Annotated in this window: 8 protein-coding genes and 1 pseudogene; 4 read left to right on the top strand and 5 right to left on the bottom strand. The window is 37.7% G+C overall.

The window, feature by feature from the left end; genetic code table 11:
• Positions 1–25: 25 nt before the first annotated feature.
• The 3 genes from ACOWPH_RS16320 to ACOWPH_RS16310 all read right to left on the bottom strand — a co-directional run bounded on the left by ACOWPH_RS16320 (position 26) and on the right by ACOWPH_RS16310 (position 5,344).
• Positions 26–1,399, bottom strand: coding sequence for a CmpA/NrtA family ABC transporter substrate-binding protein (locus ACOWPH_RS16320; protein ID WP_015216433.1), 1,374 nt, complete (start codon positions 1,397–1,399; stop codon positions 26–28).
• Positions 1,400–1,989: 590 nt separating this feature from the next.
• Complete coding sequence (locus ACOWPH_RS16315) at positions 1,990–4,863, bottom strand: glycerol-3-phosphate acyltransferase (protein ID WP_015216432.1); 2,874 nt, start codon at positions 4,861–4,863, stop codon at positions 1,990–1,992.
• Positions 4,864–5,203: 340 nt separating this feature from the next.
• Positions 5,204–5,344: a hypothetical protein gene (locus ACOWPH_RS16310; protein ID WP_015216431.1), complete on the bottom strand. Its 141-nt coding sequence runs from the start codon at positions 5,342–5,344 to the stop codon at positions 5,204–5,206.
• Positions 5,345–5,609: 265 nt separating this feature from the next.
• On the opposite strand from ACOWPH_RS16310, the pseudogene ACOWPH_RS16305 reads away from it, so the two are divergent.
• The 3 genes and pseudogenes from ACOWPH_RS16305 (at position 5,610) to ACOWPH_RS16295 (ending at position 7,835) form a co-directional block, all read left to right on the top strand.
• Positions 5,610–6,585, top strand: a pseudogene (locus tag ACOWPH_RS16305) (SGNH/GDSL hydrolase family protein).
• A gap of 45 nt (positions 6,586–6,630) precedes the next feature.
• Entirely contained in the window at positions 6,631–7,056 is a 426-nt protein-coding gene (locus ACOWPH_RS16300; protein WP_015216429.1) for a hypothetical protein, read from the top strand.
• Positions 7,053–7,835 carry a pentapeptide repeat-containing protein gene (locus ACOWPH_RS16295; protein WP_015216428.1) on the top strand — a complete coding sequence of 261 codons (783 nt, stop codon included), beginning with the start codon at positions 7,053–7,055 and terminating at the stop codon, positions 7,833–7,835. Before ACOWPH_RS16300 ends, ACOWPH_RS16295 begins: the two co-directional genes overlap by 4 nt.
• Positions 7,836–8,104: 269 nt before the next feature.
• On the opposite strand, the gene ACOWPH_RS16290 is transcribed toward ACOWPH_RS16295, so the two are convergent.
• On the bottom strand, positions 8,105–9,496 hold the full coding sequence (locus tag ACOWPH_RS16290) for a serine/threonine protein kinase (RefSeq protein ID WP_015216427.1): 1,392 nt from the start codon (positions 9,494–9,496) through the stop codon (positions 8,105–8,107).
• Positions 9,497–9,620: 124 nt separating this feature from the next.
• Between ACOWPH_RS16290 and ACOWPH_RS16285 the strand changes: the two genes are divergently transcribed.
• Positions 9,621–11,801, top strand: a complete 2,181-nt coding sequence (locus ACOWPH_RS16285; protein ID WP_015216426.1) for a DEAD/DEAH box helicase — start codon at positions 9,621–9,623, stop codon at positions 11,799–11,801.
• Positions 11,802–12,380: 579 nt separating this feature from the next.
• Here the strand turns inward: ACOWPH_RS16285 and ACOWPH_RS16280 are convergent.
• Positions 12,381–12,794, bottom strand: coding sequence for a hypothetical protein (locus ACOWPH_RS16280; RefSeq protein WP_015216425.1), 414 nt, complete (start codon positions 12,792–12,794; stop codon positions 12,381–12,383).
• Between the last annotated feature and the right edge of the window lie 121 nt (positions 12,795–12,915).

The following is a 12,915-nucleotide window of genomic DNA, read 5'->3' as shown; positions in this document are numbered from 1 at the left end:
CCTCAATTGTGTTAATGATTAATGACTAAATACTGGCTTTCTTAATTTTCAAATTATTGAGATATTCTTCTGGTTTTTCTGGGTCGAATTTAACACCATCAAAAAATTCTTCTACTCCACGAGATTTACTAGTAGGGATGTCAGCCGCAGGTATTCCTAATTCTTTAGCAGCTTCTCTCCAAATATCTTCGCGGTTAACTTTTGTGATTAATTCTTTGGCTTTAGCACCACCATTCGCAATGTAATCTTTGGGCAAGAATCCCCAACGCACATTTTCAGTTATGAACCATAAATCATGACTTTGGTAAGGATAAGAAACACTGCCTTTCTCATCTTTCCAGTAATAAGCAGCCATTGATTTATCATCAATCTTGCGACCATCACCCATGTCATATTTACCTTGGAATGGGTCAGCAAGAACGTCTGGTGAAGATAAACTAAAATACTTTTTAGCAGCAAGAATTTGCGCTGCTTCTTTGCGGTTGTCAAAGTTATCTAGCCATTGCTGGGCTTCCATAATACCTTTGAGTACTGCTTTTGTGGCTTTGGGATTTTGATCAACCCAATCTCCTCTCATGGCAAAATATTCTTCGGGATGATTTTTCCAAATTTCGGCGGTTAATGCGGCCATGAAGCCAATTTTGTCGTTAACGAGGCGAAATGGCCAGGGATCTCCGGTACTAAAAGCGTCCATTGTGCCGGTTTTCATGTTAGCAACGGTTTGCGCGGCAGGTACTGTCAACAATTTGACATCTGCATCTGGGTCAATTCCACTTGCTGCTAACCAATAACGAATCCATAAATCTTGGTTAACGTGGGGGAAGGTAAAAGCTGCGGTGAAGGGTGTGGAGGATTTAAGTTGGGCTAATAGGGGTTTAGCGTCATCGAGTTTTAAGCTAATACCTTTCCCTAGATGTTTGTTTGCGATCGCAATTCCGTTACCATGAGTAACTAACTGCGCTAAGACATACATGGGAATTAGTTGATTCCCTTTGGTAATTTTTCCTTCTGTAATTAAGTGGGGCATGGGCATTTGCCATTGACCACCATCAATACCACCACCAGCAGAACCAATTTCTACGTTGTCTCTTGCTGAACCCCAAGAAGCTTGTTTAGAAAGTTCTACTTCGGACATTCCATACTTGGCAAAAAATCCTTTTTCTAAAGCAATAATTAATGGTGCAGATTCAACAATGGGGATATATCCAAGTTTAACTTTTGTAGTTTCTGGTTTTTGTTCTGGACTAATATTGGCTACTGGTTGAGCAGCAGATTGTGTAGAATTACCACCAGTTTCAGGTGGATTTCCTAAACAACCTTTGAGTAATACCGCACCGGCTGAAACTCCAACTGTGACAATAAATTTACGGCGAGAAACTTGATTAAAGAATTCTGTCATAGCATCTCCTTAAATCACAATTTAAATTTTTTACACATGAAAACTAAGGCAAGGAACTTATTTCTTTGCTCTGTTATTGAAATTCACAGATATAGCTAGGCATTAAAAATCAGCCGTTTTCTGTGAAAATGGCTAGTTTGTATACTTGGTGACAAACGTGATTTAATTTCTTAACCTGGTGTGATTAATGGGTATCACTCAGCTAGTGAAAACTAGTTTACAGTCTTTCTTGTGAAAGTGATCAATTCTCAACTCTAATTATTAAATAAATATTAGATTAGACATATAAGTAAAAACTTATATATTGGGCTAAATTATCCCTGACTTCTCTACTCTATAGAGTTTTACTTATGATGACTATTATATTTAAACTCTGATTAGGTCTTTTTGACTTAATTAATTAGCGCAATCAAGAAGTTTATAGATTTTAAGTAATGATAACTATTAGATTTAAGTAAGTTGGATAATTATCGTTTGGATAAGGTAGGGAGCAGGGGCAGTAGATCATTTCATTATTTATCCCCATCTCCCCTAATTATAAGCAGAACACGATATAACTCCCTGATCTATATCTACTCAAGTGAAATTATTTAGAGTTCCACAATACCCTTAGAGCCATCAATCTTGACTTGTTGACCATCTTGGAGCAGATATGTAGCGCCACGTACATCCATGACTGCGGGTATACCGTATTCACGGGCGACAATCGCACCATGAGAAAGTTTACCGCCAGCTTCGGCAATTACTCCTCCAGCCCTGACTAAGAAAGGGGCCCACCCAGAGTCTGTGTAGGGGACGACGAGAATTGTACCTTTGTTAATTTCGCCCACTTCTTGTAAATTTCGTAATACCATGACTCGCCCTTCGGCTTGCCCTTGACTGGCAGGGATGCCTAGTAAGATATTGTCTGAGGTATCAATAGGAGAGGCGATGGGATGAGGGGGATTGTAGCCATAAACCAGGGGAGGGATTTCGGTAATCTGGCTATCTTGGAGAAATTGCGATCGCCTATTTTCCAGCAACTGTACAAGTCGATTTCTCAGTTCTACATCTGCATTGGCTTCTAAACGTCGGATTTCACCCAATTTTAAAAAGAAGATATCCCCGGTTTGTGACAATAAACCAGTCTCTAACCAAATCTTTTCTAAAGCCAAAAAAGTCCAACGCAATTCGGCTAACAAGCGAGAATAAACTTCTGTAACTCGTCCTTTGAGATCCACTCGTCTTTGCACAAAACCTTGCTGGCGCTTTTGCGATTCATCCTGATGTGGTAATTCACTCCGCATCAACTGTACAAACAATTTTCGCACTAGTTGAGGCTGTTCTCGCCAAGTGGGAACGGAAATATCAGTTCCGACTTCACTTAAATAACCATAATCTTGGAGTATTTCTTCAAATTCATACAAAATCTTTTCCCCTTCTGGAGTTTGCGCCAATTGTTCAAAAACGCTTTCTGGGTCAAAGTCTTGTAAGATTTCTTTGGCATCTGCGGCTAAAAGACTGAGCGATCGCAATGATGCTACCTCTGGGGTAATACTATGATCAATCTGCTCATCCTTAACACTCGAAATTGCTTGACGGATGGCAGCACTCAGAGGAGATAAAATACTGTAGTAAGTACCTTGGTTGAGCAAATCCAGAATTAAGTCAACTCTGTTTAACAACTGGTGTGGTGATAATTCCTCAATGAGTTCATTCGCTAACCGTGTCAACCCAGGAATGAATTTCTGACGATAATCTTGCTTAAATTCTGTTTCTAAACTCATTTCCCGCTGTAGCAACTTCGTCAGTCCTGGCAAATTTTCCCAGGTGGAAGCTAGGGGGGGTTTACTCATTTTTGCGCCTCTGGTTAAAAAATCCAGGCTTTCTGGCGGTAAACCCATTTCTAGAAAAACTTCCCCTAAAAAGGAAGCATTAAAATAGGCTCTAGAGTAATGCAGGGTCGCCATTGTAGTAAAATCTAATTCGCGGGTGCGTTCGCCTAGTACTATGGTAAAAATTTCTCCCCACATTCCACAGGTGAGGGGTAAATTAATTGACCAAGTTAAGGGGTGAATGACTCCCGGAATCACCTCAGCGGCAATTTTTCTTGTCCAGATGGGTAGTAAGGTGGTAATTGGCCGCGCTTGCAATACCCACAGAGTTTGTCCGTCGTAACTCCACTCTACATCTTGGGGAATGCCGTGATAACGATTTTCTAGCCGACGGGCTAAATATGCTACTTGTTTGATTAATGGTTGGGGAATTTTGCCTGTTCCCTCAAATTGGAGACAAGATAATTTTTCTTCACCAACGACAAATACTCGATATTGTTCTGGGGTGACTTTGCCTGAAACTACTTGTTCTGGGCTACCAGATAAAGCTTCAATGATGACAGCATCACCTTGTTGGGCAATGGGATCACGGCTGAAAGCTACACCAGAAAAGACACTTTGGACTTGTGGCTGAATGAGGATCGCCATAGCTGCATCTTTAGCATTGCGATTCCTACGGAGAGCTTCGCGATCGCGCCGATACTGCACAGCGGAGGGATGATTGTATGAAGCTTGGACTTGTGCGATCGCTTGCTCTAACTCTGGTTGAGTAGTAACATTCAAAATCGTCGTGTACTGTCCAGCCGCTGAAGCTTGTTCCGAATCTTCCCCAATCGCCGAAGAACGTACTACTAATGGTGATAGTGTCGATGGTTGGAGAAAATCAATCAGCAACATCGGATCTTCAAAGGGAGCAAGTATCCATCCCTTGGGAACTGCATAACCCCAGCGTTTAATTTGAGCTAATGTAGCTGCCTTGCTGCCAAATACCTCTGGATTTAATTCATCATCCAAAGTAACAATCGTTTGCTCACTACCGCTGACATATTCCATCATCGGTTGCAATTGCGCGTCTGCCTCTGCCACTGGCAGGCTCATATCATCGGGAATTTGTGTATAAATCCAGCCGAGTAATCCCGCTAGTGTAAACGCTGCTACTATTCTAGCAAAATCATTAAAATACAAAAGAGCCACAAATACAGGAAATAAAATCAAAACCCCAAATTTGACTATTTGCCGAGAACGAAAAAGGATAAAGCTAATAGCTGCAAATAAACTGACAAATCCAAAAACGAGAGGATCATGGATCAAAAATCCCCAGAAGACGTTTGTTGTTCCGGCACCTCTACCCATGGCATATCTACCTGCAACTAAGGCAATTAGCGCAATTAATTCCCAAAACGAACTGGGAGGAAAAAAGATACGCGCAATAAATACAGCACCAATTCCTTTCAAAGCCTCTGACAACACTGCCAGCATACCCACCAATTTGCCACCATGATAGAAAGCGGCTGAAACGCTAATATTTCCTGTACCAATTTGTGCTAATCGCTTGCCTTTGAGAGCATAGGTAATCCAAGCGATTAAAGGCACTGCCCCTATGAGTGGGCAAGCAATTAAAATAACTAATAAACCCCAAAGCTGAAACATTTATTGTTGATTTTGAATGTTTGATTAAATCCGAATCTTCTTGGATATTATTTGGTAATTGTAAATTTTGATTATAATAATTTTGGCGTTCTTTGAGCGCTGGTAAGTGACAGATTAATTAATAGTTATTTACACTACAATCATAGTAATCATACCCGTACTTAAGTATAATAAAAAAGGTATTGAACCTTTTTTTATTGAGTCTGGGTTTTGAATCAGTAATTATAATTAAATTTTGGAGAGCGATTGAGTATTTTTTTGTTTGCAAGTCCCTTGGTTGATGAACACAGACAACAAGGATTTTCATTGTTGCCTGTGTCCTTAGAGTTTACTAATGATTCTAATTTAATGCATAAGCCGATTGCAACGCCCATAGGATGAGTGCTGCAATTGACCCCAAAAGTAACACAGTAGAGATGGTGACTACTTTTGGTGAATCTGCACCGTCAAATTTCATAATTCCGCGATTTAAGTCAGACATAGCTTTGTAAGCCTCCTTTGTTACAGTGCTAATCTTTCCGTTTTGATTGTAGTCTTTACTGTTTGCCGATGATATTAAATTCACATTATTATTTTCTTTAATCTTTGCAGCTTTCTCTGAGGTGGTTAGGCAATAGGAGAATTGAGGACTCTAAAAAGGAGAGGGAACATTTCTTCACTGCACCCTGTCGCCCTGCTTATTCTGCCAATCACCAATTAACAGTTAAAATAGTGTAATTTAATACTGTAACATTTTAAAGAATTAGATGTGGTTGCAGGTGAAAGAGGTGCTAATTGTTATTTTGGCAGTGCTGGTGGGATTAAGTGTAGTGATAGAGTTAGGATTGCGATCGCTCTTTGGCTTTGGTAATCCCCTAATTTACATTCAGGATCAACAAATTGGTTATTTATTAGCGCCTAATCAACGCACCCGGCGCTTTGGAAATTGCATTGAAATTAATGAATATTCTATGCGTAGCGCCCCAATCAATGCCACGACAGATGGAACTCTACGAATTTTGCTTTTAGGCGATTCTATTGCTAATGGTGGCTGGTGGACAGATCAGCACCTGACGATTTCTAGTTTGCTGATGACCTCCTTGAAATCTACGAATCATTATCAGCAAGTGGAAGTGCTAAATGCTTCAGCTAACTCCTGGGGGCCTAGAAACGAATTAGCTTATTTGCAAAGTTTTGGCAATTTTGGAGCTAAGGTGGTGATATTATTAATCAATACTGACGACTTATTTGCTACTGCGCCTACGTCTTTACCAGTGGGACGCGATCGCAACTACCCAGATCGTAAACCACCTTCAGCAATTGCAGAAGTTTTGCAGCGTTACCTATTAAAGCAAAAACCCGATTCCTGAACTCCAAGCAATTCATAACGAAGCAGGAGACCGGGTGGGGATTAATTTAGACGCAATTGGCAAAATTCACAATTTCACTCAAGCAAACAACAGTCAATTACTTCTAGTTATGACTCCCTTACTGAGGGAAATTGGCGAACCAGGACCCCATGATTATGAAATTAAAGCACGTCAGCGCCTCAGTGATTTTGCTAAAGCGCAGCAAATTACTTATATAGATTTTTTACTAAAATTTAACTCAACTACTCACCCACAAACCTTATATCAAGATCACATCCACATGAATGTCAAAGGAAATAGACTGGTGAGTGAAGTCATCGAGACATCACTTTTGTCTATGTTAGGGCAAGCTAATACACAAAAAAGCTTTTAAGTCAATAGTTTATTAGCAGTGTTCAGAACCTAATGGAAAATTAATATGAATCAGTCGCAGAAACTCAGGCCACCATCACCAACTCCCGTAAAAAAACCTCCTGTAGCCAATACAACATTGGGGAGAAGTGCCAAAATACTAGTGATTAATATTGCTGAATTTCTTGATGAGCTACTGTATATATTCATGGGAGAATTGGGGAGAACAGTATATGTTTCCATTCAAGATGCGATCGTTTTAATCATCCTTCTCAAAATACCAAGTTTAATTTGTGAAAAGATTCTGCATCAAAATTATTCTAATTTTCAATTCTGTTTAGCAGAAAGTGCCTGGGGTTTATCCCGTTATGTTTGCTTTATCATCGTCACAGCGAATTTTTTACTGTGGATTGTGCTGACAGGACGGATAATAGCTCGATTTTGGACATATTTGAAAAAATCTCCAAAAAAACATAGGAACATAAATATATGAATTCAACTACTCAACAGCAAATTAGCCTTTATCAAGAAGCTAAAACCAGTTTAAATTCTTTATTACAACAAACTACTCAAATTGGAGTATATTTCCTAGTTATGTTACTCATAACTGGTGGAAATCCTCCAGCATTTACTATTATATTAAGTATAATTATAGGCATTGGATTTGTTGTGTGGAAAGAAGAAAAGCGACTAACCAAACAACGATTAGCTAGAGAAAAAGAAGAAATTCAAAAGCAAGTTAAACAAATTTTAGAAGCCGACACAGAAAACTTATCTGAACTCATCAAAACTGCTGGATTTAATCCACTTACAGATTTTGTTGGGGCTAATTTATTTGCTGTTAAAGGAATTGGTTGCAACCTGAGTGGCTACAACTTGAGCTATGCTGATTTGAGTGCAGCTGATTTAAGTCGTACTGATTTGAGTGAAGCTAACTTAATGAACACAAATTTATGTACTGCTAAACTGCGTCGTGCCTATTTAATGAATACTAACTTAAGTAATACCCTACTAATAGATGCTGACCTGAGTTATGCTGACTTGAGAAATGCTGACTTGAGAAATGCTGATTTGAGCAATGCTAATATTAACAATGCTGACCTCAGCGGTGCTAATTTAACAGGTACTAATCTCAGCAATTTAAAAGTTAAAAATACTCTATTTAGCAATAATATGGGGCTGACTGATAATGTCAGATATATACTGGAAAAGCAAGGAGCAATATTTCCTCATGATGAACTGGTAACAATTCCCTTGTCTCCCTACAAATAAGATTTAGCTCCGAATTTGCCGCTTTTGAACGCGGGGACTGAAAAACCCAGAATTTAGTTATAGCGGTTGAGATACAAAATTACCCTTCCCCAACCCTCCCCTTGGTAAGGGGCTACGGTGTACACACAAGTGGGGAAATGCTCTTTGGTCGCCATAAAACCCCACCCCTAGCCCCTCCTCGCAAGCGAGGAAGGGGAACTGGATTTCCGGTTAAATCCTGTTTTCATGGCGCGAAACTTACTCTGGCTAAGATTGTGAGTCGGCATAACTTACTCTTTAGTTATTGGTAAGCCTAGCCAATCACTAAGTTCTTGAGCCAACCAATCAAGTTCTAAAGTACTAACAGAAAAAATATTATTTTCACCGGACTGAATTTTATATTTCCGCATTCCTGCCCAGATAATTAAACAAGGTTGAGGTTTATCTTTATAAAAAGTATTAGTTTTCTCTAAACGCACTATATATTTTTTGAGGCTAGGAAGTGGATAATGACGCTCAATACCAAATAATTCATAACATGAATAAATTTGTTTTCTATTAATATAAAGTTTTTTAGTTCCAAAGAAACAGATAAACACAACCAGAAATAATATTAATAGACTAAGTGGAATCAGCAAAGGCGACATAGCTCTAAATATAGGCATAATCATTAAAAAAGAAAGCGATAAAACTATCCCAAAATACCAAGAAAGTATAATCATGATTTTGGAAAATCCACCGACTGGCGGGATAGTAATTTCGATAAAATCAGCATTTTTATGCAAAATAACCTTACTTCCAAAAGGTTTTTCCAAAACTGAATTAGATGCCTTTACTGGAGTTAGAGTTTTCACTCTAGGTAATTCTAAAATTTGTAAAGCCTGTTCAGCAGAAGCCAAACGTCTACTCGTCATAGGTTGGGTCATCTTCCGCAACCAACTACTAAAATCGGAGCTAATATTGGCAGCTTCTTCAAATTTAATGACTAAGTCTTGTTGCGGTAAATCTGCTGGATGTTGGCCTGTGATTAAATAAATTAAAGTTGCACCTAAAGCATAAAGGTCAGAAGCAGGAGTAGCTTTACCACTAAATTGCTCAGGTGGCATATATCCATAACTACCAACAACAGTCATAGTACTATTGCTTCTCACAATAGTTTGTACTGAACCAAAGTCAACTAAATAAACATCACCGACGTTATTACCAGAACGATTTGTTAATAGTATGTTGCTGGGTTTAATGTCACGATGAATTACGGGTGGTTGACGACCATGTAAATATTTAAGAATATCTAGTATCGCTGTTGCTATTTGCTTGACTTCTTTTTCACTGAAACTACGTCCTGCTTTGAGTTGTGTTTCTAAAGATTCAGCAGGAATATAACTTTGTACAAGCGCAAATCCTTTGTAGTCAGCAGTATTTAACTCAAAGTAATCTAGGTAACTAGGAATTGCTGGGTGTGAGATGGCTTTCAGGGTTTCCGCTTCCCGTTCAAACAGCTTCAAGTCGTGCCATTGAAACTCATCATCAAATATCAGTAGTTTAACTACTACCAGTTCTTGGGTTTGCAAGTCACGAGTCAACAGTGTCCTGCGTCCTGCTTTTTTACCCAACTGCTGCTGAACTTCGTAACGTTCCAATAGCGTCTCTTTGGCAAAATCACCTAAATCTTGATTTGTCATTTTGCTAATTTTACAACTTCGTTGCTTTTATAACTTGACTCCCTGTTACTACAGTACTGTAAGCTTACTTAAACCAGCAACTAACATGAAACAGAGTATTCTGTAATTCTTCTTCAATTTATCTATGAGCAATAGCACATTTTCCAGACTCGCACCCTTCATTCAAGAATATATTTATCTTCACAACTGGACAGAATTGCGACCAGTACAAATTGCTGCTTGTGAAGTTATATTCAATACTAATTCTCATTTACTTATTGCCGCTGCGACAGCTGCGGGAAAAACTGAAGCAGCGTTTTTACCAATTTTAACTTTATTACATGAAAATCCAGCTACTACCATAGGTGTATTATATATTAGTCCCATCAAAGCTTTAATTAATGATCAATTTGAACGCCTCAATGATTTATTGAAAACGGCAGATATACCTGTATGTTCTTGGCATGGTGATGTTGCTCAAAGTCGCAAAAATAAATTTTTAAAGAATCCCCAAGGTATTCTACAAATTACACCAGAATCATTAGAAAGCCTGTTAATTAACAAAAATAATGAACTAATTCGGTTATTTGCTGATTTACGTTTTATCGTCATTGACGAAATTCACGCTTTTATGGGTTCAGAACGCGGGTTTCAAATTATTTGTCAATTACAGCGGTTAGGAAAAATAACCAAAAAAGAAACCCGTCGTATTGGTTTATCAGCAACGCTTGGTGATTACTCTATGGCTGAAGAATGGTTACAATTAGGAACACATCAGCCAGTCATAACTCCAAATATTGAAGCAGGTAAACGCCAAATCAAATTAACTGTAGAACAGTTTTATATAGAAAAAGAATCTGATGAAGAATCAGCATATCAACAATATATTTTTAATCTCACTAAGTCTCGTAAATGCTTAATATTTGCTAACAACCGTACCCAAACAGAATCTATTATTTCTTCTTTGCGTCAAATAGCTAAAAAAGAAGCATTTCCAGATATATATCATGTTCATCATGGCAGTATATCAGCCAGTTTAAGACAAACTGCTGAAAATGCCATGCGTGAACCGAATAATCCGGCTGTGACTGCTGCAACTTTGACTCTAGAATTAGGTATAGATATTGGTTATTTAGAAAGAGTAATTCAGTTAGAATCACCTTTATCTGTTGCTAGTTTTTTACAAAGATTGGGACGGAGTGGTAGAAGAGGTGAATCTGCGGATATGCGTTTTGTTTGTGCAGAAGAAAAACCATTAGCAGAAGCTGCATTACCAGAACAAATTCCTTGGCAACTTTTACAGTGTATGGCTATTATTCAACTTTATTTAGAAGAACGTTGGCTAGAACCAATTCAGTCTATTAAATATCCTTTCAGTTTACTTTATCATCAAACAATGAGCATCTTAGTAGCAGCGGGAGAACTTTCACCAGCAGCTTTGGCTCAACAAGTTTTGAATCTATCACCATTTACGCACATTTCTGAAACTGATTATAAGTTATTGCTACGTTATTTAATTGACATTAATCATATTCAAAAAACAGAACAGGGTAAATTGATTATTGGTTTAGCAGGAGAAAAGATAGTTAACAGATTTCAGTTTTATGCTGTGTTTCCTGACAATCAAGAATATGTAGTTAAAGAAGGTAAAACGGCAATTGGTAGCATTGTTATACCTCCTGCTGTTGGTAATCAATTTGCTTTAGCTGGAAGAAGTTGGGAAGTTATAGAAGTTGATTTTAAGAAAAAAGCTATTTTTGTGAAGCAATCTGAGGGTAAGTCTACTATTTATTGGCGTGGTACTAGTGGTAATATTCATACTAAAATTTTGCAAAGAATGCGCCAAGTTTTGCTAGAAGATGTAGAATATGTTTATCTACAACCTAATGCAATGCGACGCTTGCAGGAAGTTCGTAAATTGACGCACAAGGCTGGATTAGATAAACAAAATATTTTGTTATTAGAAAAAAATAAATGCTACATTTTTCCTTGGATTGGTACAGTTGCTTACCGCACTTTGGAAAGATTGCTTAATTATTTTTGTCGAGAATCGTTAGAAATTACCAGTATTGGTGGCATAAATCCCTATTATTTGACTTTGAAATTAGGTAAGGGTAAATTTTCTTCTGTTTATCCAGAAATTGCTTCTTTATGTGAGCAAAGAATGACAACAGAACATTTAGTTAGTCATGCAGAAGCACCAGAAATCAATAAGTATGATGAATTTATTCCGCACGCACTTTTAAGAAAAGCTTTTGCTAATGATCATTTAGATATGGAAGAACTGAGACAGCAAGTTTCCCTTTGGGAAAAGGGTCAAACTTAGTATTTATTACAAAATTACCCCTCCCCTTAGCAACTACGGTGTACACACAAGTGGTTACCTCATAAGTTTCAGGTTTTTTAGCCCATGAAATACCCGATATTTTGCGAAACTCAAACCTCCATCTCTCTATTAAATTGGGATTTGGAGTAGCAAAACCAAGTGTTAAATATGATTTCAAGACTTCTGTGTACACTGTAGCCCCTTAGAGGGTGTTTGAAAAGTTGGAAAAGGTATAATTTGTCATTCTGAGTGGAACAAAGTGGAACGAAGAATCTAGGGTTTGAACGATTACTCGGAGATGCTTCACTACGCTGCGCTACGTTCAGCATGACTTTTCAAACATCCTCTTAGCAAGGGGAGGATACGCGATAGCGCGGGTGGATTTTATTTCATGAGCTTGGGAATTGCTATAAATAAATTGTAAGCAGGGTTGTGTTGTGCGGTAACACAACAAAATTACTTAGCTGTTGGGTTTGTTTCTCAAACCAACCTAAGGTTACTCTCCTAACCCACTCTTGTATGGCAAATCGGAATCAATAATTAATATTGAAAAAGTTATTGATTTCAAATTCTTATGGATTATCTTTTAAAAGATTTATTAAAATGTTGTAATTGTTTATATGGAAAGGCATTAATTTCCAATTCTTTTTCTACATAATACAACATACCTAAGAAAAAACTCATGATCACTAAACTATAGATTGTGGCTAAATAACCATTGACAACTTTGAAATTTGAATTTTTTAATCGCTGTTGTGAACGGTTTTCTTTACCCATCAATAATACTAGATAAAATCTGCGTTTAAAAAATGGTATTGATAGCCTCATATCTACTTTAGATGAATTACTAACACGGTCTATAAATACCTTTTTTAATTCTGTTAGTTGAGCATCAGTAAAAGTTGCAGCTATTTGGGTAGGAATACGAGCTAAAATTTTTTGCACGAAAGGATCATGGTGCAAAGATTTTTGAGTTAAACGTTTATTAACCATTTTATTTTTGATACTTTTCTATGATTAGATTTTTGCGAAGGATACAGAATCAATAATAATTAGAACATCAAGCTTAATATTGTTGAGGAAATCTCGAATCAATAATTTATTGATTTGAAAA

The organism is Anabaena sp. PCC 7938 (assembly GCF_049315035.1).
Classification (GTDB): domain Bacteria; phylum Cyanobacteriota; class Cyanobacteriia; order Cyanobacteriales; family Nostocaceae; genus Anabaena; species Anabaena cylindrica.
The sequence above is the reverse complement of the archived record's forward strand: the minus strand, read 5'-3'. Positions and strand labels throughout refer to the sequence as shown.

Coding starts and splice junctions, on each gene's coding strand:
- ACOWPH_RS16320 (WP_015216433.1), bottom strand. CDS start 1,399: ATGACAGAATTCTTTAATCAAGTTTCTCGCCGTAAATTTATTGTCACA.
- ACOWPH_RS16315 (WP_015216432.1), bottom strand. CDS start 4,863: ATGTTTCAGCTTTGGGGTTTATTAGTTATTTTAATTGCTTGCCCACTC.
- ACOWPH_RS16310 (WP_015216431.1), bottom strand. CDS start 5,344: ATGTCTGACTTAAATCGCGGAATTATGAAATTTGACGGTGCAGATTCA.
- ACOWPH_RS16300 (WP_015216429.1), top strand. CDS start 6,631: ATGAATCAGTCGCAGAAACTCAGGCCACCATCACCAACTCCCGTAAAA.
- ACOWPH_RS16295 (WP_015216428.1), top strand. CDS start 7,053: ATGAATTCAACTACTCAACAGCAAATTAGCCTTTATCAAGAAGCTAAA.
- ACOWPH_RS16290 (WP_015216427.1), bottom strand. CDS start 9,496: ATGACAAATCAAGATTTAGGTGATTTTGCCAAAGAGACGCTATTGGAA.
- ACOWPH_RS16285 (WP_015216426.1), top strand. CDS start 9,621: ATGAGCAATAGCACATTTTCCAGACTCGCACCCTTCATTCAAGAATAT.
- ACOWPH_RS16280 (WP_015216425.1), bottom strand. CDS start 12,794: ATGGTTAATAAACGTTTAACTCAAAAATCTTTGCACCATGATCCTTTC.